General features: G+C 39.7%; 24 protein-coding genes. 15 read left to right on the top strand and 9 right to left on the bottom strand.

The window, feature by feature from the left end; translation table 11 throughout:
• Position 1: 1 nt before the first annotated feature.
• Complete coding sequence (locus ACY650_RS13010) at positions 2–688, bottom strand: DUF6090 family protein (protein WP_462248065.1); 687 nt, start codon at positions 686–688, stop codon at positions 2–4.
• A gap of 56 nt (positions 689–744) precedes the next feature.
• On the opposite strand from ACY650_RS13010, the gene ACY650_RS13015 reads away from it, so the two are divergent.
• The 5 genes from ACY650_RS13015 (at position 745) to ACY650_RS13035 (ending at position 3,878) form a co-directional block, all read left to right on the top strand.
• Positions 745–2,040: an MFS transporter gene (locus ACY650_RS13015; protein ID WP_462248066.1), complete on the top strand. Its 1,296-nt coding sequence runs from the start codon at positions 745–747 to the stop codon at positions 2,038–2,040.
• Positions 2,018–2,449, top strand: coding sequence for a type I restriction enzyme HsdR N-terminal domain-containing protein (locus ACY650_RS13020; RefSeq protein WP_462248067.1), 432 nt, complete (start codon positions 2,018–2,020; stop codon positions 2,447–2,449). The genes ACY650_RS13015 and ACY650_RS13020 overlap by 23 nt, the downstream gene beginning before the upstream one ends.
• A gap of 12 nt (positions 2,450–2,461) precedes the next feature.
• The gene (locus ACY650_RS13025) at positions 2,462–2,701 is read left to right on the top strand and encodes a hypothetical protein (RefSeq protein WP_462248068.1); all 240 of its coding nucleotides are present in this window, start codon (positions 2,462–2,464) and stop codon (positions 2,699–2,701) included.
• A gap of 348 nt (positions 2,702–3,049) precedes the next feature.
• Positions 3,050–3,346, top strand: a complete 297-nt coding sequence (locus ACY650_RS13030; protein WP_462248069.1) for an FtsB family cell division protein — start codon at positions 3,050–3,052, stop codon at positions 3,344–3,346.
• 4 nt (positions 3,347–3,350) lie between these two features.
• Positions 3,351–3,878, top strand: coding sequence for a hypothetical protein (locus ACY650_RS13035; protein WP_462248070.1), 528 nt, complete (start codon positions 3,351–3,353; stop codon positions 3,876–3,878).
• Here ACY650_RS13035 and ACY650_RS13040 read toward each other — a convergent pair.
• From ACY650_RS13040 to ACY650_RS13060, 5 genes are all read right to left on the bottom strand, one after another.
• Complete coding sequence (locus ACY650_RS13040; protein ID WP_462248071.1) at positions 3,875–4,231, bottom strand: SiaC family regulatory phosphoprotein; 357 nt, start codon at positions 4,229–4,231, stop codon at positions 3,875–3,877. The two genes, ACY650_RS13035 and ACY650_RS13040, sit on opposite strands and share 4 nt — an antisense overlap.
• Positions 4,232–4,352: 121 nt before the next feature.
• Positions 4,353–4,802, bottom strand: a complete 450-nt coding sequence (locus ACY650_RS13045; RefSeq protein ID WP_462248072.1) for a hypothetical protein — start codon at positions 4,800–4,802, stop codon at positions 4,353–4,355.
• Complete coding sequence (locus ACY650_RS13050; RefSeq protein ID WP_462248073.1) at positions 4,786–5,211, bottom strand: DUF1801 domain-containing protein; 426 nt, start codon at positions 5,209–5,211, stop codon at positions 4,786–4,788. The genes ACY650_RS13045 and ACY650_RS13050 overlap by 17 nt, the downstream gene beginning before the upstream one ends.
• 11 nt (positions 5,212–5,222) lie before the next feature.
• Positions 5,223–6,302 carry an Ldh family oxidoreductase gene (locus ACY650_RS13055; protein ID WP_462248074.1) on the bottom strand — a complete coding sequence of 360 codons (1,080 nt, stop codon included), beginning with the start codon at positions 6,300–6,302 and terminating at the stop codon, positions 5,223–5,225.
• Between the two features lie 65 nt (positions 6,303–6,367).
• Entirely contained in the window at positions 6,368–7,303 is a 936-nt protein-coding gene (locus ACY650_RS13060; RefSeq protein WP_462248075.1) for a Ppx/GppA phosphatase family protein, read from the bottom strand.
• A 184-nt stretch (positions 7,304–7,487) separates the two neighbouring features.
• Between ACY650_RS13060 and ACY650_RS13065 the strand changes: the two genes are divergently transcribed.
• Genes ACY650_RS13065 through ACY650_RS13085 form a run of 5 tightly spaced genes read left to right on the top strand, consistent with a single transcriptional unit; the run spans position 7,488 to position 12,038 of the window.
• Positions 7,488–8,999 carry an acyl-CoA carboxylase subunit beta gene (locus ACY650_RS13065; RefSeq protein WP_462254409.1) on the top strand — a complete coding sequence of 504 codons (1,512 nt, stop codon included), beginning with the start codon at positions 7,488–7,490 and terminating at the stop codon, positions 8,997–8,999.
• Between the two features lie 3 nt (positions 9,000–9,002).
• Positions 9,003–9,506 (top strand): lipocalin family protein, encoded by a 504-nt coding sequence (locus ACY650_RS13070; RefSeq protein WP_462248076.1) that lies wholly within the window; start codon positions 9,003–9,005, stop codon positions 9,504–9,506.
• Positions 9,507–9,515: 9 nt separating this feature from the next.
• Complete coding sequence (locus ACY650_RS13075) at positions 9,516–10,208, top strand: SDR family oxidoreductase (RefSeq protein WP_462248077.1); 693 nt, start codon at positions 9,516–9,518, stop codon at positions 10,206–10,208.
• Position 10,209: 1 nt separating this feature from the next.
• The gene (locus tag ACY650_RS13080; RefSeq protein ID WP_462248078.1) at positions 10,210–11,277 is read left to right on the top strand and encodes a M42 family metallopeptidase; all 1,068 of its coding nucleotides are present in this window, start codon (positions 10,210–10,212) and stop codon (positions 11,275–11,277) included.
• A gap of 2 nt (positions 11,278–11,279) precedes the next feature.
• Entirely contained in the window at positions 11,280–12,038 is a 759-nt protein-coding gene (locus ACY650_RS13085) for an ABC transporter substrate-binding protein (protein ID WP_462248079.1), read from the top strand.
• 1 nt (position 12,039) lies between these two features.
• Here ACY650_RS13085 and ACY650_RS13090 read toward each other — a convergent pair whose 3' ends face one another.
• The 3 genes from ACY650_RS13090 to ACY650_RS13100 all read right to left on the bottom strand — a co-directional run bounded on the left by ACY650_RS13090 (position 12,040) and on the right by ACY650_RS13100 (position 14,434).
• The gene (locus ACY650_RS13090) at positions 12,040–13,449 is read right to left on the bottom strand and encodes a serine hydrolase domain-containing protein (RefSeq protein WP_462248080.1); all 1,410 of its coding nucleotides are present in this window, start codon (positions 13,447–13,449) and stop codon (positions 12,040–12,042) included.
• Positions 13,450–13,510: 61 nt separating this feature from the next.
• Entirely contained in the window at positions 13,511–13,750 is a 240-nt protein-coding gene (locus ACY650_RS13095; protein ID WP_462248081.1) for a hexameric tyrosine-coordinated heme protein, read from the bottom strand.
• 69 nt (positions 13,751–13,819) lie between these two features.
• The gene (locus ACY650_RS13100; RefSeq protein WP_462248082.1) at positions 13,820–14,434 is read right to left on the bottom strand and encodes a Crp/Fnr family transcriptional regulator; all 615 of its coding nucleotides are present in this window, start codon (positions 14,432–14,434) and stop codon (positions 13,820–13,822) included.
• 39 nt (positions 14,435–14,473) lie between these two features.
• Here ACY650_RS13100 and aat point away from each other — a divergent pair, with 39 nt between their 5' ends.
• From aat to ACY650_RS13125, 5 genes are all read left to right on the top strand, one after another.
• Entirely contained in the window at positions 14,474–15,109 is a 636-nt protein-coding gene (aat, locus tag ACY650_RS13105) for a leucyl/phenylalanyl-tRNA--protein transferase (protein WP_462248083.1), read from the top strand.
• The gene (locus ACY650_RS13110; protein ID WP_462248084.1) at positions 15,110–15,979 is read left to right on the top strand and encodes an alpha/beta fold hydrolase; all 870 of its coding nucleotides are present in this window, start codon (positions 15,110–15,112) and stop codon (positions 15,977–15,979) included.
• 80 nt (positions 15,980–16,059) lie between these two features.
• Positions 16,060–18,963 (top strand): GH92 family glycosyl hydrolase, encoded by a 2,904-nt coding sequence (locus ACY650_RS13115; RefSeq protein WP_462248085.1) that lies wholly within the window; start codon positions 16,060–16,062, stop codon positions 18,961–18,963.
• A 2-nt stretch (positions 18,964–18,965) separates the two neighbouring features.
• Positions 18,966–19,952 (top strand): isoaspartyl peptidase/L-asparaginase family protein, encoded by a 987-nt coding sequence (locus ACY650_RS13120; RefSeq protein WP_462248086.1) that lies wholly within the window; start codon positions 18,966–18,968, stop codon positions 19,950–19,952.
• A complete protein-coding gene (locus tag ACY650_RS13125) occupies positions 19,942–21,189 on the top strand; it encodes a sugar MFS transporter (RefSeq protein ID WP_462248087.1) in 1,248 nt (415 codons plus the stop codon). The genes ACY650_RS13120 and ACY650_RS13125 overlap by 11 nt, the downstream gene beginning before the upstream one ends.

A 21,189-nucleotide genomic window follows, 5' to 3' on the forward strand; every position in this document is an offset into this window, starting at 1 on the left:
TTTATTCAGTACTCAATTCAGTATCTATCGCATTGATTAAACTATTTATCTCACCTCTTACTTGTTGACAAATTTGAAGTGAAAATTCGTGCTCGAATTGGGCTAGATCCAATCTTGTTACTAATTCATCATCTTTTAGCCATCTTGTCGAATTGACTTTAGGTATTGGATGTGTTGAGCTTCTAATGGGAAATGATTTGTAATATGTAGTCACAATCCATTCAAAATCATCATATATCTGGTTTGCAGCGTATTCGGACTCATATTTTACCAGTATTTCATAGTAGAAGTCATATAGCCTTTGAGAGTTTATTCTAATGCTGTCGTTCACGATTAAGTCTACACCCTTAGATTTTAATGTTTCGAAAGCGCTGGTTTGTGGCAAAAACAGATAATCTCGAAAAATGTCAAAAAACATCTTGCCTATCACTCCATTGTATTCACCATCCCAATTTTTGATTGTATCTATTAAAACCACTGCATTTTGGTGAGCGTTCATGTTTGCCTGGAGGTCAATCAAGTCTAATTCAAGATTTGACTTGATTTCTCGAAGAATCTTCCGTTCCGAATCCAAGGTTTTGTTGACTTCTCTCATTGTATTTAGCTGATAGGCTAATACAATACCAATGGTAATTACGGCTACTTCTACTAATACCTGTAGCGGATCAATTCTGCGTTGTTTTGCCATATGCTAAAAATAGTGAAAGAAGCATTCATTATATTGCTGGATCAACTTGACTTTACATGCTTAACGATAAAAAAATCATCAATGCCTGGTGTATGTACGACTGGGCAAATTCGGTTTACTCCCTTACCATCACCTCTGCTATTTTTCCTATTTATTTTCAAAATGTAGCTGTGAATGCCAATGGAGGAGATCGCATTCAGGCTTTTGGTATTGAGATCGTAAACTCGGTTTTATACTCCTATGCCCTTTCGCTTTCTTTTTTGTTGGTAGCTGTTGTTTTACCGATTCTTTCAGGAATCGCAGATTATGCTGGTAAGAAAAAATTCTTTCTTAAGATGTTCATGTTTATCGGTTCATTTTCATGTATTGGGCTTTTCTTTTTTACGGGTGATAATATTGAATGGGGAATACTGTGCTCCATTTTTGCAAGCGTTGGCTATTCAGGAAGTCTGGTGTTTTATGATGCGTTTTTAAGTGAGATAGTTACTGAGGATAAAAGAGATATCGTAAGTGCCAAAGGCTATGCGTACGGATATTTCGGCAGTGTTTTGTTGCTGGTAATAAACCTTGTGATGGTTCAGATGCCAGATCTTTTTGGATTTGCTGATGCAGGCGTTGCTTCCAGGGCAGCATTTCTGACTGTCGGAGTTTGGTGGATAGGCTTTTCCCTTTATGCGATTTCGAAACTTCCAGAAAATGTTCATGGCCGTAAGCCAGAAGGACACTACTTAACCAACGGTTATATAGAGTTAAGAAAAGTGTGGAATCAACTGAAGGAGATGGACGGTATGCGTAAGTTTCTCTTGGCTTTCTTTTTCTATAACATGGGCGTTCAAACTGTAATGTACCTGGCAGCAACCTTTGGTTCTAAAGAATTAAAAATGGAAGCAAGCAGTCTAATCATGACCGTATTGCTTATTCAATTTGTCGCAATTGCAGGAGCATTCATCTTTGCTCAAGTTTCCAAGAAAAAAGGGAATATTCGCTCACTGTCAATTCAAATTTTGATATGGATAGGGTGTTGCTTTGGAGCTTATTTTGTCGATGCAGAAATAGAGTTTTTTGCCTTAGCTGCAGTTGTAGGATTGGTGATGGGAGGAATCCAGTCATTGTCAAGAGCTACCTATTCTAAGATCATGCCTGATGATACTGTTGATACAGCTTCGTTTTTTAGCTTCTATGATGTGACCTACAACGTCTCAATAGTAATAGGAACGTTTGTATATGGATATATTGAGCAGGTTACAGGAAGCATGAGAAATAGCACATTGGCTTTGGCAACTTTTTTTATCATTGGAATAATTTTTCTATCGCAAGTGAAATTGAAAAATGCAAACGCTCAAGCTGCCTGAGTTTGAAGCCAACATTAAAGGCAACACGATATTTTGTTTGATTCGCAGAAAGTGGATAATACTCACCCCAGAGGAGTGGGTGAGGCAACATTTCTTAAACTTACTGATCACACATTTAGGCTACCCTAAAGGAATGATGCGATTAGAGCAGACACTTTCCTATTTTAGGAATCAAAAGCGCTCTGACATTACCATTCTTGATAAGGATGGAAACACCTATTTGTTGGTAGAATGTAAATCACCCGATGTAAAGCTTGATCAAAAGGTTGTGAATCAAGTGTCTGAGTACAATAAAGTCCTTAATTCGAAGTATCTCGCAATTACTAACGGGCTTAGTCATTTTATATGGGAGAGAGGAGTCGATGGTTTTATTCAAAAAAATGAATTTCCTTCTTATCCGAATCAATGATTAAATTTAGATATGAGAAAAGAAGGAAAAAGAAGCAGGAATCAAGTGATAGCCATGTACCTATTAATCATTAATACTGTCTTCATTATCATTTTCCGTATTCGCAAGATGATGCATTATAGCATGATAGGAGAGGAGCCAAAAGGTTTCGATTGGTATATGCTGACTCTTTGCTCAATAGTAATTTTCTTGGCTTCCTATACGTTGATTGGTAGAAGTAAAATTCAAAATTCTTCAAACGAAAGTTTATAATAGAGAAGAATGAAGATTAGTAACGCAAACAGAAAAAGAATTCAATTTTTGGTAGCTCTTCTGATGCTGTTTGCATCTGTCAAGAACTTTTATTTTTACTTCTTTGACGAGTATTCGGATTTTGTAAAGTTGTTTCTAGGAATTTGTTTTTCCATTTCAGGAATTGTCTTTTTCCTTCAATCTAGAGATATTGTTAAAACAGGGTAAGATTCCTTATTTTTACATATCTGCTGAAGCTTTGAAAATCAAACCGCCCACAATTCAAAGCAGATGAAATGAGCGTAAGTAGTTGTTAAAACCACTTCATGCTAATTCCATGTGTGTAAGTTGAAACTAGTCAAGTAACACATGAAAAAGATTTTAGAACGTATTCCGTCCGTCTTCAAAAATTTCTATTTGTTGTCCACAACTTTTTTTATTGTGTGGCTGGCATTTGTTGATAGCAATGATTTATTCCTGCAATCTCAACTATCCACTAAAAAATCTGAATTAAAGGAAGCTCGTCAATTCTATCAGAATAAGATCTTGGAAGTTAAGAACGATCAGGCTGCTTTGAATAACAATCCGGATCTTTTGGAGAAGATGGCTCGAGAAAAATACCTCATGAAAAAAGCAAACGAGGACCTCTATATTGTCGTAAAATAGATTTATGAAAATTTTAGCAACAATTTTACTATCGGTAATGGTGTTGGGTCTTTCAGCTCAAAATAAGCTGGCCGATAGAATTTATTTTGGAGGTGGGGGAGGAATTAATGTTGGTTCCAATCAAACCAATATTAGCCTCGCGCCACAAGTTGGATATAAAATTACCGATAGGTATTCTGCAGGTGTAGGTGTGATTTATCAGTATGTTCGGATAAAGCAGCCAATAAGTACCACACTTTCGAACTTTGGATGGAGCGTTTTCAATCGCTTTAATGTAACGAACCAATTTTTTGCATACACCGAGTTTGAAAGATTGTCTTTTGAGTTTCTGACAAGTGTTTCACCTGAAAGAACGGATAAGGCTTCTTTCAATAGTCTGTTAGTTGGAGCAGGATATGCAGAACAATTGGCAGGAAGAGCTTCATTCAATGTGATGGCTCTATATAATGTACTTTATGATGAAAATGAAAACCCACGGCCATATAATAGCCCATGGGTTATTCGTGCTGGTGTAGGAATAGGTATTTTCTAATTCGAGTAGATATCAAATTCCATATCTAGAAGTTCGCTATAGTCCATTCCCATTTCTTTCATTTCTACGTCTTTTTGGTCATGAATCCAGTGGACGTTTAATGATGGTCTTTTCTTTTTTATAACATAGAAAACATCGAGTAACAGTTTAGCCGCCTTAGTATTAAAAACGCTCAGCTGGATATTAAGATCTGTGTAAGGTGTACGTATCAAGTTGTTCTCAATATCTAAGGCAAGCTGACTGTATATATTCTTATCGTCGCTTATGGAAACTCCTTTTATGAGTGCGGATTTGGTACCAGAATCCATTATGATCGCTGGCAGTGTATTGGTACCCTTTCTGAAATAATCCATCAGGTAAAAACTTTAAGGTGATGTAGTGTTTAACTATACCCCTAAAGCTTAGTTCTTGAGTTTAGCTCAGAGCAGTTTAAATGTCGTTGAATAGTATGGATGCTTCGTTGAGTGAAAGAATTTACTTTGTTATCTGAATGGAGCTAATAATCTTTCGAAAGATGCGTTTTTGCTTTTTTTTGGTTGATGAGGTTTTAAGCTCAAAACGTTGCCCATATTTCATAAAAGTGTAGGTGCTCAAATTGGAGCCATCTTTCTTCTCTTCTCCAACTTTTGCAGTCTTACCATCTATTTTTAGTGTGGATGATTTTTGTTTATTGTCAACTTCAATATGTTCTTTATTGGGAAACAGACCAAAGCCTTGTGCGTCCTCAAAGTAGGTGATCGTAAAGTAGATATTAGCTGAGTCAAGAACTGATGGACTCACTTTTACCACATATCCATCATCATACACTTCCCATTCTTTAGGCTTTTCAAAGCTAAATGTTAGATCTGGGTCTTCGAATGATAGTCTTTGACTGTAGGCTATGTTTGAAAGAACAAGAATGAATAAACTAGTTATAATCCGCATATCGTTTCTTTAACGTTTCAATTGAACGAATCGTCATACGTTCTAAAACTTTAACATCTATATCTTCCAGTTTTTTAAAATACAGACACCCCACACTTTTCTTGTACTTGCCTAGTTTTGCTAAGTCTTCATCATGGCCTTCGAAACCTCCCATCATATATACAGTGATGTTCGCTTTTCTAGGTGAAAATCCTGCTAGGAAATAGTCAATTTCTCTACCGCTTTTGTATTTGTAATGGTAGTTGCCAAATCCAATAATGGTCTCACCCCACATTACAGGCTTCTCGCCCGTAATTTTTTGAAGGAGCTGCATGATCTTTTTTGAATCATCCCTTTTCCATGCGGGCTCTACTTTATCCAAGAAGCCATCAACACTTAAGTTGTTTGGTTGAGTCTTTATATCAGCCATGACATATCGTTTTAGGTATTACCTAAAGATACGTTCAATTTTTGACCAAGTTCTCTTAAATCTTCTACCACTGGATCTAGTAAATCAATTCCATTTTCAAGCCGCTCGGCGGTCATCTCACGTTCTGGATCTCCGGGTATTAGCACTTTGTCATTTGGATTGACAGTCTCAGAATTTCTGAATCGTTCAATCCAGTTATCCATATGAGCTTTGAATTCTTCTCCATCTCTAAACGCATCAATTCGCATTGCACCAAAGAAGTGCCCCAAACCTTCTCCGACTGGATTTGGTGCCGGATCAATAAATGCTACGAAAGGAGGCACCCAAGGTCCATAGTTTGCTCCAGACAGAACCGCAGAAAGAATGTCAACTACTGCCCCAAGTGCATAGCCTTTATGGGATCCGTGCTCGCGATCACCTCCGAGAGGTCGCATTGCTCCTCCATTTATTAATCCTTTTGCATCTGTGGTTATATGACCAGCTTTATCTTGTAACCAGCCTTCAGGAGCATCTAATCCTTTCCGCTGCAATACTTCGAGCTTGCCATTTGCCGCTGTTGTTGTTGCCATATCCAGCACAAATGGTGGTTGATTTTTGGTTGGGATAGCAATAGAAATAGGATTGGTTCCTAAAAGTCTTTCTTTAGAAAATGTTGGTGATACCAACGGACTTGCATTAGTGAGAGAAATACCAATGCAATCATCATCGAGTGCCATCATGGAATGATAGCCAGCAATCCCATAATGATTGGAATTTTTAACTGCTACCCAGCCCGATCCAACATTTTTAGCTTTTTCAATGGCAAGTTTCATTGCATGCGGACCTACTACCAGACCCAACCCTAAGTCTCCGTCAACAACTGCAGTAGATGGCGTTTCATGTACCGTTTTAATTTTGGGATTGGCGTTAAGTCGCTCTTTTTCATGCAATCGAATGTATCCAGAAAGTCTTGCTACTCCATGCGAATCCACTCCTCTAAGGTCTGCACTTACTAAAACATCTGCTGCTTGCCTGGCTTCTTCTTCAGGGCAGCCGATTTTAATGAAAACATTGGTGGCAAACTGCTTTAGTTCTTCTGCTGAAAAAATCATTCGGCGAAATTACTCATTTAGCTTAGCTAATGATGTGAAAAGTGTAATGATCTTGTTACTGAATGCTAGGTATTTGCTTCAATCTGATCTAGAACATTATAAAGAATTCCCTCTTTCAGGGCATAAGCTGAGACTCTTACTTGATCTAGATTCAATCGGGTGATGATATAATCTACTAAGACACAAGCAACTACTATCATGTCAACTCGCATTTCGATCATGCCTGGAATGGCTAGCCGTTCAGATCGATTTTTTTGAATAAGCTCTTCTAAAATGGAGTTAAATGCTTTTTTACTAAATGGATATTCAGTGGCATCCTCATTTCTTTGAATGCCGTTTTCTTCAGAATAGATATCACTTAGTGTGTCAAATGTTCCAGAACATCCAATTAAAGTTGAAGGCATATGCTCTTGACATGCTTCAATAAGCGGGCTAAGCTCTGAATTGAAGAAAACATTAAGATCGTTTATCTCACTCTTGGTGATTGGATCAGACTTATGAAACCTTTCAACCAGCCTTTGTCCACCGATTTCGAAGCTTTGCATCCAATAAGCTTGGTTTTGATCTGCAATGATGAACTCAATGCTCCCACCACCAATATCCATTATTAAGTTTTTATCAGCACCAAAATCCAAGGCTTTGCTTGCACCAAAGTGTATCAGCTCTGCTTCTCTTTTCCCTGAGATAACTTCGATCTGTATGCCAGTCTGAGCCTTTATTTCTTCCACGAGATCCGACCCATTTTTAGCATTTCGCATAGCGCTAGTAGCCGTGGCAAAAACTTGACTTATACCATTGTCATCAATGGTTGATTTAAAATCTATTAGTGCTTTGACTGCTCTATCCCATGCTGCAGGAGTTATTTCTCCTTTGTTAATTCCTTTTTCTCCGATTTTCACGGATTTTCTTTCGCGATGGAATATTTCATGCGATTGACCGTCTACTTTGGCAAGTAGTAGGTGAAATGTGTTGGTCCCTAAGTCAATTACAGCTACGTTCATAGCGGCGCAATATAGCAAATAGAAATTGAGTGAATTTAGATTTATGTGATTGATAATTTCATTTCTGCATTCTGAATTGCTCGCCTTATCTTTGGCGTTTTCAAAAAGGAATATGAGCACAGAAAAACCAAAGACCGCAACGAATATCCAGTCCATAGCTGAAAAGAATGCTAGACTCGAATCCATGAATGATGAAGCACTCAAAGGTGGGGGAGAAGATCGGATTGCTAAACAGCATGAAAAAGGGAAGCTTACCGCAAGGGAGCGGATAGACTTACTATTGGATGAAGGATCGTTTGAGGAAATTGGAAAGTTTGTTACTCACCGTGCCACGGATTTTGGGATGGACAAGCAAAAGATCTTGGGAGATGGTGTGGTTACAGGATATGGAACAATCGATGGGAGGCTCACCTATGTTTTCAGCCAGGATTTTACAGTTTTTGGAGGATCTCTTTCTGAAACATTTGCAGAGAAGATTGTCAAGATCATGGATATGGCCATGAAAAATGGCGCTCCTGTTATTGGTCTAAACGATTCCGGTGGTGCTCGAATTCAGGAAGGGGTGGTTTCATTGGGCGGATATGCAGATATCTTTTATCGAAATACACTTGCTTCAGGTGTAGTGCCACAAATTTCAGCGATACTCGGGCCGTGTGCTGGAGGAGCAGTTTACTCTCCGGCAATCACAGATTTTATCTTCATGGTAGAGCAAAGCAGCTACATGTTTGTGACTGGTCCCAATGTTGTTAAAACCGTAACTCAAGAGGATGTAACAAGTGAAGAACTTGGTGGCGCTCAAACGCATGCATCTAAAAGTGGTGTTACTCATTTTGCATGTGCAAATGAGGCAGAGTGCATCCGTCAGATCAAACAGTTGATGAGTTATATCCCATCAAATTGTGAAGAAGAGCCACCAAGATTAGCATATGAAATTGGTGATGAAACAAGAAGCGAATTGGATTCAATCATGCCAGAGAATCCAAATCAGCCTTACGATATGCATGACGTAATCAATGGAATTATTGATAATGATAGCTTTCTAGAAGTGCATAAAGACTTTGCTGAGAATCTAATTTGTGGATTTGGAAGACTTGCCGGAAGAAGTATTGGTATTGTAGCTAATCAACCAATGAGCATGGCAGGAGTTCTCGATATTCATTCGAGCACAAAAGGTGGTCGATTTGTAAGATTCTGCGACAGCTTCAACGTTCCATTATTAGTTCTTGTAGATGTTCCAGGGTTCTTGCCGGGTACAGATCAAGAGTGGAACGGGATCATTACTAATGGTGCTAAACTGCTTTATGCATTTAGTGAAGCTACGGTTCCAAGAATATCCGTGATCACTAGAAAAGCGTATGGCGGAGCATATGATGTTATGAATTCAAAGCATATTGGCGCTGACATGAACTATGCATGGCCAACTGCTGAGATTGCAGTTATGGGTGCGCAAGGAGCTTCTGAAATTATATTTAGGAGAGAAATCCAAGGTGCGGAAGATCCAAATGCAGTGCATCAGGAAAAAATCAATGAATACACGGAGAAATTTGCGAACCCTTACATCGCCGCATCAAGAGGTTTTGTTGATGAGGTGATCATGCCAAATGAAACAAGATCTAAACTCATTAGTGCATTTGGGATGTTGGAAAATAAAGTGGATAAGCTTCCTCGAAAGAAACACGGAAATATTCCATTGTAATATATGAATAAGGCTTTCTGTAGCTTAATACTATTTTTTCTGTTTGGTTGCTCCAACCAGTCAGATGAAAACTTTACGCTACCGGATAATGCTCAATCACTAATCTCGAGCGACTCATCTAAAACATGGAAAATTGCTCGGAGATTTAATAATGGCACGAGGATGAATATGGGTGATTGTTTTCTTGCTCACAGGCAAACATTCTCCAGTTCAAATACATTTACTACAAGTTCGAGTGGTAGAAGTGATTGTGGGAATGATATGTCTGGCAAGTGGTCGTTAGCGCGAGATGAAAATGGTACTGCTTACATAAAGCTTGAAAGCGAACAAATTCCTGAGATGCTTAATATTAAAGATGATTTTAAGTATTTCAGAATTAAGGCACTATCTGATACGCTTATGGTTTTGCAATTCAATCATGCGCAAACCACAAAAAAAACAACCACTTTGGTGGACTATTTTGTGCCGGAGGGTGTTAAGGTTGATGATCGAGAATTTCATTGGTAAATTAACAGCATGAGTCAGGTTGCAATAATAACAGCTGCAAGTAAAGGAATGGGACTTGCATGTACAGAGAAACTAGCAGCAGATGGTTATCAGGTGGCTATTTTATCTCGTTCTGCTGAAATCCATGATTTAGCATCAAAGCATGGAGGGATTGCAGTACAAGGCTCAACGGATAATGCAGATGACTTAACAAGACTTTTAGACGCCACTCTTGAAACGTATGGGCAAATCGATGTGGTTGTTAATAATACAGGACATCCACCAAAAGGCGAACTTTTGGATTTGACTGACGAGCAATGGAAGGAAGGCTTCGATTTAGCTTTAATGAATGTGGTTCGAATGTCCCGATTGGTCACTACTCATATGAGTAGTGGAGGGTCAATTATCAATATCTCTACATTTGGAGCTAAGGAGCCATCACTTAGTTTCCCTATTTCTTCAGTTGCAAGAACTGCTTTGAGCGCATTTACTAAACTATTCTCCACGAGATATGGGGAAACTGGGATTAGAATGAACAACATTTTGCCAGGATTTATTGATAGCTATCCGGCTGATAAAGAAATAATTAATAAGATTCCGATGCTTAGACAAGGTACTCCGGCTGAAGTAGCAGAGCTAGCTTTATTTTTGGCATCGGACAAATCAGAATATATAACAGGGCAAGACTTTCTTATAGATGGAGGGCTTGTTAAATCAATTTAATATGGATCAGAAAAGCAGAGATTTTCTTTTTAAATACCTTAATAATGCCGCACCAACAGGTTTTGAGATGGAAGGGCAAAAAATATGGTTAGACTACATTAAGCCTTATGTGGATGATTATGTTGTTGATACTTATGGCAGTGTTTATGGAGTTGTGAATCCAGAAGCAAAGTACAAAGTGGTGATAGAAGCGCATGCTGATGAGATCAGTTGGTTTGTAAACTACATCACTGACAAAGGATATATCTACGTGGTTAGAAACGGTGGATCTGATCATCAAATAGCACCATCGATGAGGGTGAATTTACACACCAAAAAAGGTGTAGTAAAAGGTGTTTTTGGATGGCCGGCAATCCACGTAAGAAAGGAGAAAGAGGACAGCCCAACTTTGAAGAATATTTGTATTGATGTAGGAGCTGAGTCGAAAGAAGAAGTTGAAAAAATGGGTATCCACGTTGGTACTGTTGCTACCTTCCAGGATGAATTGTTTGAAATGAATAACAAGTACTTCGTGGGGAGAGCGCTGGACAACAGAGCAGGCGGATTTATGATAGCAGAAGTGGTTAGAAGAATTTCTGAAAATAAGGTTAAACTTCCATTTGGATTATATGTTGTCAATTCGGTTCAGGAGGAAATAGGACTCAGAGGTGCTGAGATGATTTCCAGAAGAATTAAGCCTGATGTAGCTATCGTGACGGACGTAACCCACGATACGCAATCACCAATGTATGATAAAATAGCTAGTGGAGATATGACAGCAGGGAAAGGACCTGCAGTTACATATGGGCCTGCAGTTCAAAATAATCTGAGAGATATGATTTTGGATGTGGCAGAGAAGAATAAGATTCCATATCAGCGAATGGCAGCTTCTCGAACTACAGGAACAGATACCGATGCATTTGCATATTCTGATATTGGTGTAGCGTCAGCATTGATTTCGCTTCCATTGAAATACATGCATACCACAGTAGAGACAGTACATAAGGATGATGTTGAAAACGTGATCAAATTGATTTACGAATCTGTTACTCAAATCAAAGACGGTCAGGATTTCACATACTTTAAATAATTATGAGTGACCTTCGGACTGTTCAAGATCAGATAAGTCGGGAGGTCACTTTTCCATTTCCCCCACAACGAATTGTATCCCTAGTACCATCACAAACTGAATTTCTATTAGCCATTGGAGCGCCTGTTGTAGGTCGCACCAAATTCTGCATTCATCCTAAATATGAGGTGGAGGATATTCCAATTATTGGCGGGACTAAAAAATTTCGCTTTGATGAAATTAGAAAGTTGAAGCCTGATCTGATTATTGGCAACAAGGAAGAAAATTACAAAGAAGGGATTGAAGTGCTCGAAAAAGAGTTTCCGGTATGGATGAGTGATATTTTTAACTTGGAGGATGCCTATAAGATGATGACGTCTTTGGGTGATATTTGCGATTTAAGAGCAAAGTCTGATCAAATTGTCAATGCATGTAAGGATTCATTAGATGCAGTAAAAGGTACAAAGTCAGGTAAGGTGATCTATTTCATTTGGAAAAAACCATGGATGGTAGCAGGTAAAAATACGTTCATTGATCACTTACTTTCCCATTTAGGATTCGAGAACCTCATCACGATGGAACGTTACCCAGAGATGAGTTCCGAAGAAATAGCCAAACTCAATCCTGACACACTGTTATTTAGTTCTGAACCATTTCCTTTCAATGAACAGCATTTGAGAGAAGCTAATTCTATATGGCCCCAAGCACAATGCCAATTAGTGGACGGAGAGTTGTACAGCTGGTACGGTAGTCGGCTTGAAGAATGGGGCAAGGAATCCTAGCTTATTCTTTTATCCATTCATAGCGCTTTCCTTGGTCTATCACTAATTTGTCCTCTTCAAAATCAATCGTTACAGCCGGATTTATATCCTTGGTAACAAATGAATCTGCATCTTCAGGAATGAGTTCAGATCTCCACCGTTTCTTTTCTTCAATGTAAATTTTTTCTTTCTCAATACTTACGATTAAGCTCCGCTCTGGGAAATCAACAGAGCGATATGTCCCTACCAAGCCTTTAAGCTCTTCAATATTAGGTTTATCTGCTCTTGAAACAACTTTGGTCTTCAACACTCCCCAATCATATGTTTCTGAAATGCTTCTCATGATTTCGTTGATTAATTCAAATTTTTCTGCATTAATCATAACAATAGCACCATGTCCTCCTTCCGCACTTGCATAATACAAGCAATTAAAACCTTCATTGCCACCAGAGTGTTGGAAGTATTTTCCATTCCCCTCATCATGGATAAAGGTTCCCAGGGCATTATTTGCTCCATCTTTTGCAGGGGTAAGCATCGTCTCTAAAGTTTCTTTTGAGATTACATTTCCTCCTTTATCGTCAAGGGTCATTTGAAGTTCGATAAGGAGTTTAGCCAAATCAGTTGGAGTTATCCAAAGTGCTGCTGCTCCAAGCTCTGGGTATACATTGAATCCATTTTTTCTTTTCTCACCTTTATGGTTATGACTCATGCTCACATCTCCCTTAAAGTTTGTTGGGTAGAAAGACCTATTCATTTCAAGCGGAGAGAAGATGTTTTCATTCATGTATGCTGCATAATCTCCATTATTATCTTCCATAATAAGCTGAGTGATCGTAGTGCCACCACCAGAGTATTTGAACTTCTCTCCGGGCGCAAATAATCGCTTAACCCGAGGGTTGTTTGCAGGCTTTCCGCCCGAAACTATTTGAGCAGTAGTAGGTAGTTTTTTATCATTCTTATAACCACCAAACCCATGGACAGATAGCCCTGCTGTGTGCGAGAGGAGATGTTGAAGGGAGATTAATTCATTTTCCTTTTCGTAAGGAAATTGCCATGATTTGAGTAAAGTGTTTATATCAGCTTGAAGGTCTATGTTATTTTGTTCTACCCATTTCAAAACGCCAATTGCATTTATGGTTTTGCTAATTGATGCTGCCTGAAACGCAGTTTCTGTTGTGGCTTGATCTCCAGAACTTTGATCGGAAACACCGTATGCTTTTGCCCAATCTATTTTGTAATCTTTTATTACTGCAATGGTCACTCCTGGAACTTTGTATCGTTTCATCCGATCTTCAATATTCCAAGTCGATTGATCATCAAACCGAACGCTTGGTGTTAAGCCATTTTCCACGGCTTTTATCGCTTCGGAAGCACTCTGGGCGATAAGGTTGATGCTGATGAAATATGCGAATAGGAGTGTGATCTTTCTCATAGGATTTGAATTGGTGTACTAGTTAAGTTAGCAAACATGAGGCCAAATAGAATTTCAAATTCTACTTCCAATAATTATTAGCTTGAGCTATTGTAGCAAATTCTGCGGCTATTGTAGCTCCTATCGCTATAAGCATAGAAGCATCTTCCGCATAAACTGGACGAAGTTTTTCTCTTATAGTGGCATCGGGTTGAGTGATTTTTATAGATAGCCGCGCTAACTTTATTGCTAGTTGTCGACCTTCTTCCGGAGTAGCAGTTATAAGTGTATTTCCAGGGATTAATTGTACTTGATCAGACATGATTTTAAATAGTTTAGTGTCTGGCAAAGCTCAGAAACGATAGATCAATAATTAGTGATAATTGTCACTTTAGCGGATTTTTATTTTTCTGCCGACTTGAATGGCAACCTCACTTACGCTAGGTTTTTTCAATAACCTTGTAATTACCTCTCTCGAGGTTCCGAGATCATTGGCAATGTCTTGGTGAGAAATAGCTAACAGTTCTGATTTCTCCATTACGACTTTATTTTTCAGGTAGCCAATAAGTCGATCTTCAAGATTATAGCAAATAATTTGTTTGGTCGTTTTTAAGAGCTCATTATAATGCTTTTGATATGCTTTGAGCAAAACATCATTGAAACGTGGATATTGTTGATTCCATTCCTGGACCTTATGGACAGGCAATAAAATAAGCTCGCTCTCTGTTTCTGCTGCTGCTGAAAACTCCGCTGTATGTTCATTGAACATATGAGCAAAATGGAAAATGCATGTTTCACCAGAACTGAGATAGTATAACAAGAATTGGATACCTTCTTCTTGACTATAAACTTTCACACTGCCTGTTAAAACAATGGGTAGAAATCGAATTATTTCTCCTTGTCTAATGATTGATTCTTCAGAAGAATACACTCGTGAAGAAGAATGATTCTCAATTTCTTCAAAAAGATTCTTTCCTAAGCTCGGTAGGCATTCCGATAATATCATTGAGCAATTAGATTTGACCTAAAATTAGCAAAACAGAATATGCCAATCTATCGACTTACAGATGATCTGATTTTTCCTCCTGTAGAAGGAGCCGAAGATGGGATTGTTGCGGTTGGTGGAGACTTGCTTCCAGAAAGATTGATGATTGCCTATCGCGCCGGTATTTTCCCATGGTTTAGCGAAGGAGAGCCGATCATTTGGTGGAGCCCAGATCCTAGATTTGTGTTGATCCCAGATAAGCTTCACATTTCAAAATCTATGAAACGTGTATTGAATAATGATGAACTCAGGGTGACATTCAATCACGACTTTGAAGCAGTCATTACGGAGTGTAAAGGCATTCGTCGGGAAGGACAAGATGGGACATGGATAACAGATGAGATGCAAATGGCTTACATACGTTTGCATGAGCTTGGGCACGCGAAATCTGTTGAAGTTTGGAAGGGGAATGAACTAGTAGGAGGAATGTATGGAGTCGACTTAGGCACTGTCTTTTGTGGCGAGTCCATGTTTTCCAAAGTTAATAATGCTTCGAAGCTTGCATTGATACGCTTTGTTCAACAATTTCAGAAAAATGGGGGAAGGTTGTTTGATTGTCAGGTGCATTCGGATCACCTGGTTAGTCTGGGCGCTGAGGAAATTGACAGGGAAAAATTTCTGGCGTATCTTCCGTGAATGATGAAACTTGAATCTTGGTATGGAGACACTTCTACGTTTGTTTGGAGAGGTCATCACATTGTCTATAAGATTTCAAAAAGTGATAAGCCTTGGTTAGTGCTGATCCATGGCTTCCCCACTGCTTCTTATGATTGGTATAAATTGTGGGATTCGCTAAGCGAGCATTACTCTTTAGTAGCCATGGATATGTTGGGTTTTGGTTATTCTGATAAACCCAATCCTTTTCCATACACTATCATGCAACAAGCAGATCTTGTTGAAGATCTTGTGAATCAATTAGAAATTGCTGAATGTCATCTTTTAGCCCACGATTATGGAGATACCGTAGCTCAAGAATTAATAGCAAGATTCAATCAGGGAAATGGGCTAGAACTTAAATCAGCTTGTCTATTGAATGGAGGAATTTTTCCCGAATCTCATCATCCTCTGCCCATTCAAAAAATGCTCATGAGTCCAATAGGGTGGATTTTGAGTAAGATGCTCAATCAGAAAAAATTTGAAAAGAGCTTTGGTCGAATCTTTGGGCCAGACACATTACTTACTGAGGAAGAATTAGTTACATACTGGAGATTGGTTTCCCGAGGCAATGGACACAGAATTGCGCATCTAATTATTCGATACATGCGAGAACGGGTGCAAAACCGTGAGCGGTGGGTTGGTGCCTTGCAAAACTTCCAAAAGCCATTGGGGTTGATCAACGGATTAGTCGATCCTATTTCGGGACAAGTAATGGTAGATCGATATCGAGAGATTATTACTACAGAAAATATTTGGACAATGGATCGAATTGGTCATTATCCACAAGTTGAGGCGCCGGAGAGAGTGATCGAATATTATATGGAGTTTTTGAAAGGGAAAGAAGATTAATCTAACATCAAATTCAAATTCAACCATTTAATAATTTCCCTATTCATCCTTATCCCCATTTTCATTAATTTCCAATCCGTATGAAACAACAAAACCTAATCAAAGCGGTAATAGGCTGCCTTACCTTGGGAGCTTTGCTTTTTTCCTGCTCAAAGCCAACCCCAAAATCCCCTTTTGAGCATGTCAATACATTCATTGGAACTGGTGGTCATGGCCACACTTTTCCTGGTGCTACCATGCCTTTCGGGATGGTACAACTTAGTCCGGATACAAGGTTAGAAGGATGGGATGGATGTTCAGGCTATCATTATACAGATTCTGTGGTTTATGGATTTAGTCATACACATTTAAGCGGAACAGGCATCCCAGACTATGGAGATGTTTTGCTGATGCCATATACTGGAGAAACCTTCTACAATAATGGATTAGATGGCGAACCAGGCTATGGCTCCTCATTTCTGAAATCGACAGAAAAAGCTCAGCCAGGCTATTATACTGTCAACCTTGAAGACGATGATATTGCAGTTCAATTAACTACTGGCAAACGCGTGGGCTTTCACCAATACGATTTCAATCGTGCGAAAGACCGTCAAGTAATTATTGATCTGGCACATCGAGATCAAGTTCTGGAATCTAAGTTGATACAAGTCAATGAATATGAGTTGACCGGATTTCGCCATAGCAAGGCATGGGCGCAGAAACAATACGTTTTCTTCCGAATCATCTTTGATCAACCCATTCAGTCGATGGATTTTGGGGATGGTGATCAAGGGATCAAGGCCTCCCTTGCTTTTGGAGAAGGAGATCAACTCAAAGTAAAAGTGGCCATCTCTGCTGTGGATGAGGAAGGGGCTAAAAAGAACTTGGATGCAGAGATCCCTGATTGGGATTTTGAAAAAGCAAGAACTGATGCCAGACTTGCTTGGGAATCACAGCTCAACAAAATCAATGTAGAAGGAGGCAGTGATGAGCAAATGGAAGTGTTTTATACATCGCTATACCATACAATGGTTGCTCCTAATCTCTACCATGATGCGGATGGCAGGTATCGAAGCACTGATTTAGAAATCCATCAGGACTCAGATTTCACCAATCATACGGTCTTCTCTCTTTGGGATACCTACAGAGCAACGCATCCTCTTTATACGATTATTGAACGCGATCGAACAACTGATTTCATCAAGACTTTCATTAAGCAATATGAATTCGGAGGAAGACTCCCGATGTGGGAGCTAGCTGGCAATTATACTGATTGTATGATCGGATATCATGCAGTGCCAACTATAGCAGATGCCTTTGTAAAAGGTATTGGAGGATTTGATACAGAAAAGGCTCTGGAGTCAATGATACATAGCTCCATGCAAAATCGATTAGGAATTGATGAGTTTAGATCATCGGGTTACATTCCGTCTGATGTCGAAGCGGAGAGTGTCTCCAAAACACTGGAGTATGCCTATGACGATTGGACGATTGCAGAAATGGCTAATCAAATGGGCAAGCCGGAAATAGCATCCGTTTATTATCAGCGTGCTCAGAATTATAAGAATGTATTCGATCCTTCGACAGGGTTTATGCGCGCAAGAAATAACAATCGTTGGTTTTATCCTTTCGAACCTGCTGAGGTCAATTTTAATTATACGGAAGCAAATTCCTGGCAGTATAGTTACTATGTTCCTCAAGACGTGGAGACCTGGATTGAATTACTAGGTGGGGATGCAGCAGCGGAGCAAAAACTTGACGATATTTTTGAAGCCAGCTCAGAAACGAAAGGACGTGAGCAGGCAGATATTACTGGGTTAATCGGGCAGTATGCCCATGGGAATGAGCCGAGTCATCACATTCCATATCTGTACAACTTTGTTGGTCGTCCTGATAAGACACAAAAACTTGTTCGTCAAATTATGGACGAATTGTATTCCGATCAGCCTGATGGCCTTTCTGGCAATGAAGATTGTGGACAGATGTCTGCGTGGTTAGTGATGAGTGCGATGGGAATTTATTCTGTAGCACCAGGAAGTACAGATTACATTTTAGGTAGTCCTTGGTTCGAAAGAACAACGATTAACTTGGAAAATGGAAAGCAATTCATCATTGAAGCTCCTGGAAATTCACAAGAGAATATTTATGTAAGTAGTGTTCAGCTAAATGGTGCAGAATACCTCTATTCATACATCGAGCACGATGATATATTGAGCGGAGGAAAACTTTCGTTTGAAATGCAGTCCGAGCCTTCAGATTTTGGGACTGGCAAGGATCATCGACCAAAATCTAAGATTGACACTGAAGCTATCGCAATTCCGGCGCTTTTAAGTGGAGATCATGCTTTTATGGAGTCCACCCAGATTACGATCGCAACTCCAACCTCAGGTGCGGAAATTTTTTATGCATTTACAGCAGGTGGCAGTGCTAGGAAATATGATGCTCCATTCACTATTGATCGATCTACCGATTTGTATGTGTGGGCCGAAAAAGATGGCAAGGAAAGTCTAAAGGCGAAGAGCTCATTCTATAAAATTCCGGAGCAACGAAGTATTAGTCTAGGAACTGAGTATGCTAATCACTATACAGCCGGCGGAGATATGGCCTTGATAGATTTCATTCGTGGCGGTGATGACTTCAGGACTGGCTCGTGGCAAGGGTATGAAGGTATTGATATAGAAGCAGTGGTAGATATGGGTAAAGTTGGTGACTTTACGGTTGCGAAGATAGGATTCTTGCAAGATGAAAATGCTTGGATTTTTATGCCTACCGAAGTGCAATTTTTTGTTTCAGAGGATGGTGAAAGTTTTAACGAGCTCGAAACCGTAGCAAATGATGTTTCATACAAGGAAAAAGGTGCAATCCTGAAGGATTTCACTTTCAATAGACCATTTACTGGTCGCTATATAAAAATTGTAGCCAAAAATCGTGGCGAGTGTCCTCCAGACCATAAAGGAGCTGGAGGGAAGTCATGGATTTTTGCTGATGAAATTGTAATCAACTGATTATGAGTACTAGAAGGAAATTTATTAAAAACTCCATAGCAAGTGCGGCTGGTGTCGGATTGGTAGGAGTAGCGTGTGCAGAAACCAAAACGGAACAACAGCAATTGGTGAGATCTAAAAAGCCTAAAGCTTTGAGCACGTGGGTGCATGGGTTGGAAGCCAATGAAGAAGCTCTTCGTGTGATGGGCGAAGGTGGGAGTGCAGTTGACGGTGCCGAAAAAGGAGTGATGGTTGTGGAGGCTGATCCAAACGGAAGTTCAGTCGGAATTGGCGGTCTTCCGGATAGAGATGGAAATGTAACACTTGATGCTTGTATCATGGACCATCAAGGGAATGCCGGATCTGTTTGCTTCCTGCAAAACATCAAGCACCCGGTAGCTGTTGCTCGTAAAGTCATGGATGACACGCCGCATGTGATGCTGGCAGGAGAGGGGGCGAAGCGATTTGCTCTCGCTCAAGGATTTGCAGAAGAAAACCTTCTTACTGAGAGCTCCCAAAAAGCGTGGCAAGAATGGCTGAAGTCAGCAGAATATAACCCGATCATTAATGTTGAAAACCATGATACAATAGGCTTGATTTGCCAGGACGCGAATGGAAATTTGTCTGGATCTTGTACCACTAGTGGGTTAGCATATAAAATGCATGGACGTGTAGGTGATTCACCAATCATTGGAGCAGGTTTGTTTGTAGATAATGATTACGGCGCGGCAACAGCAACAGGCATGGGTGAGCTCATGATGAAGACGTTGGGTTCTTTCTTAGTTGTAGAGCTCATACGTCAAGGAGCTACAGCTCAGGAAGCATGCGAGGAGGCTATTCAACGTATTGTCGATAAGCTTGACTACAAAGAATTTCAGGTTGGATATTTAGCAATGGATATTGGTGGAAATACAGGAGCCTATGCCATTCATCCCGGTTTCAACTACGCCGAAATGGTAGATGGCAAAAATGAATTGATAGATGCAAAATCTTATTTAAATGGCCAATAAACAGTATGGTGCCAGCATGTTTTACATGCTGCTTCTTTTCTTTACCTGGGGGTTTTTAACTGAGCTTGATGGAGCACTTATTCCCTATTTGAAAGGGTTGTTTTCGCTATCGAATTTTCAAGCTGCCTTAGTTCAATTTGCATTCTTTATTGCGTTCTTCTGCGTCAGCCTTCCTTCCTCATGGCTCTTAAATAAAATTGGATATCACAAAGGAATTATCGTTGGCTTGGTGATTATGGCATTAGGTAGTTGGTTGTTTTATCCAGCGGCTGCCATTATATCATACCCACTTTTTCTCGGAGCAATTTTTGTACTTGCGTCAGGAGTAACATTACTTCAGGTTGCAGCTAATCCATACGTTGCCAGATTGGGTGAGCCAGAAAAGGCCTCAAATCGATTGAATCTAGCTCAAGGGTTTAATAGTGTAGCAAAGATGATTGCTCCATTAGCGGGAAGCTATTTTATTCTTCGAGGACTTGCAGGCTTGTCTCCATCGGAACAAGCTGAGGCAGTACAAATGCCGTATTTGATATTGGGAGCTCTGCTCTTGTTGTTGGCTATCATTTTTCGATTCCTTGAATTGCCAGAGGTCGTTGAAAAGGAGGAATCAAATACAAGTGAAGAAAGTGTTTGGAAGAAACCTCATCTGGTAAAAGGTGCTGCTGCGATATTCTTGTATGTAGGAGCGGAGGTGACGATTGCCTCATTTCTTGTTATTTATCTAAGTGAAAATATTTTTCCTGCTCTGCCAGAGTTTCAAGGTTACATTGCTGGCTTAACAGAAGAGAAGGATCAACTTGCCAAGTTTCGAGAAATTGGTGCGCGTTACTTGCCTTTTTATTGGGGTGGCTTGATGGTTGGACGTCTTGCGGGCTCTTACATTTTGAAATTTATCAGCAGTCATAAACTTCTAAGAGTTGCAGCCATTGCATGTGTGATATTGATGCTTGCTTTTAGTGTGTCATCTGGATATGTAGCGATGTGGCTGTTGATAGGAACAGGGTTGTTCTTGTCAATCATGTGGAGTAATATTTTCACATTGGCCATCGCGGATTTAGGGCCTTTAACAAGTAAAGGATCTGGAGTGCTTGTAGCGGCAATTGTGGGAGGTGCTTTAATTCCTCCATTGCAGGGACTTATGGCTGATAGTTCTATCGGGCTGCACAATTCATTTCTAATCACCATAGTTTGCTTTGTCTACATAGCGTGGTATGGATGGAAAGGTTATAAACACTAG

The sequence above is a fragment of the Ekhidna sp. genome (genome assembly GCF_963691765.1).
Lineage (GTDB): Bacteria > Bacteroidota > Bacteroidia > Cytophagales > Cyclobacteriaceae > Ekhidna.

Bases quoted from the DNA above. Each gene is read 5' to 3' on its own strand.
- ACY650_RS13010 (WP_462248065.1), bottom strand. From the start codon at position 688: ATGGCAAAACAACGCAGAATTGATCCGCTACAGGTATTAGTAGAAGTA.
- ACY650_RS13015 (WP_462248066.1), top strand. From the start codon at position 745: ATGCTTAACGATAAAAAAATCATCAATGCCTGGTGTATGTACGACTGG.
- ACY650_RS13020 (WP_462248067.1), top strand. From the start codon at position 2,018: ATGCAAACGCTCAAGCTGCCTGAGTTTGAAGCCAACATTAAAGGCAAC.
- ACY650_RS13025 (WP_462248068.1), top strand. From the start codon at position 2,462: ATGAGAAAAGAAGGAAAAAGAAGCAGGAATCAAGTGATAGCCATGTAC.
- ACY650_RS13030 (WP_462248069.1), top strand. From the start codon at position 3,050: ATGAAAAAGATTTTAGAACGTATTCCGTCCGTCTTCAAAAATTTCTAT.
- ACY650_RS13035 (WP_462248070.1), top strand. From the start codon at position 3,351: ATGAAAATTTTAGCAACAATTTTACTATCGGTAATGGTGTTGGGTCTT.
- ACY650_RS13040 (WP_462248071.1), bottom strand. From the start codon at position 4,231: ATGGATTATTTCAGAAAGGGTACCAATACACTGCCAGCGATCATAATG.
- ACY650_RS13045 (WP_462248072.1), bottom strand. From the start codon at position 4,802: ATGCGGATTATAACTAGTTTATTCATTCTTGTTCTTTCAAACATAGCC.
- ACY650_RS13050 (WP_462248073.1), bottom strand. From the start codon at position 5,211: ATGGCTGATATAAAGACTCAACCAAACAACTTAAGTGTTGATGGCTTC.
- ACY650_RS13055 (WP_462248074.1), bottom strand. From the start codon at position 6,302: ATGATTTTTTCAGCAGAAGAACTAAAGCAGTTTGCCACCAATGTTTTC.
- ACY650_RS13060 (WP_462248075.1), bottom strand. From the start codon at position 7,303: ATGAACGTAGCTGTAATTGACTTAGGGACCAACACATTTCACCTACTA.
- ACY650_RS13065 (WP_462254409.1), top strand. From the start codon at position 7,488: ATGAATGATGAAGCACTCAAAGGTGGGGGAGAAGATCGGATTGCTAAA.
- ACY650_RS13070 (WP_462248076.1), top strand. From the start codon at position 9,003: ATGAATAAGGCTTTCTGTAGCTTAATACTATTTTTTCTGTTTGGTTGC.
- ACY650_RS13075 (WP_462248077.1), top strand. From the start codon at position 9,516: ATGAGTCAGGTTGCAATAATAACAGCTGCAAGTAAAGGAATGGGACTT.
- ACY650_RS13080 (WP_462248078.1), top strand. From the start codon at position 10,210: ATGGATCAGAAAAGCAGAGATTTTCTTTTTAAATACCTTAATAATGCC.
- ACY650_RS13085 (WP_462248079.1), top strand. From the start codon at position 11,280: ATGAGTGACCTTCGGACTGTTCAAGATCAGATAAGTCGGGAGGTCACT.
- ACY650_RS13090 (WP_462248080.1), bottom strand. From the start codon at position 13,449: ATGAGAAAGATCACACTCCTATTCGCATATTTCATCAGCATCAACCTT.
- ACY650_RS13095 (WP_462248081.1), bottom strand. From the start codon at position 13,750: ATGTCTGATCAAGTACAATTAATCCCTGGAAATACACTTATAACTGCT.
- ACY650_RS13100 (WP_462248082.1), bottom strand. From the start codon at position 14,434: ATGATATTATCGGAATGCCTACCGAGCTTAGGAAAGAATCTTTTTGAA.
- aat (WP_462248083.1), top strand. From the start codon at position 14,474: ATGCCAATCTATCGACTTACAGATGATCTGATTTTTCCTCCTGTAGAA.
- ACY650_RS13110 (WP_462248084.1), top strand. From the start codon at position 15,110: ATGATGAAACTTGAATCTTGGTATGGAGACACTTCTACGTTTGTTTGG.
- ACY650_RS13115 (WP_462248085.1), top strand. From the start codon at position 16,060: ATGAAACAACAAAACCTAATCAAAGCGGTAATAGGCTGCCTTACCTTG.
- ACY650_RS13120 (WP_462248086.1), top strand. From the start codon at position 18,966: ATGAGTACTAGAAGGAAATTTATTAAAAACTCCATAGCAAGTGCGGCT.
- ACY650_RS13125 (WP_462248087.1), top strand. From the start codon at position 19,942: ATGGCCAATAAACAGTATGGTGCCAGCATGTTTTACATGCTGCTTCTT.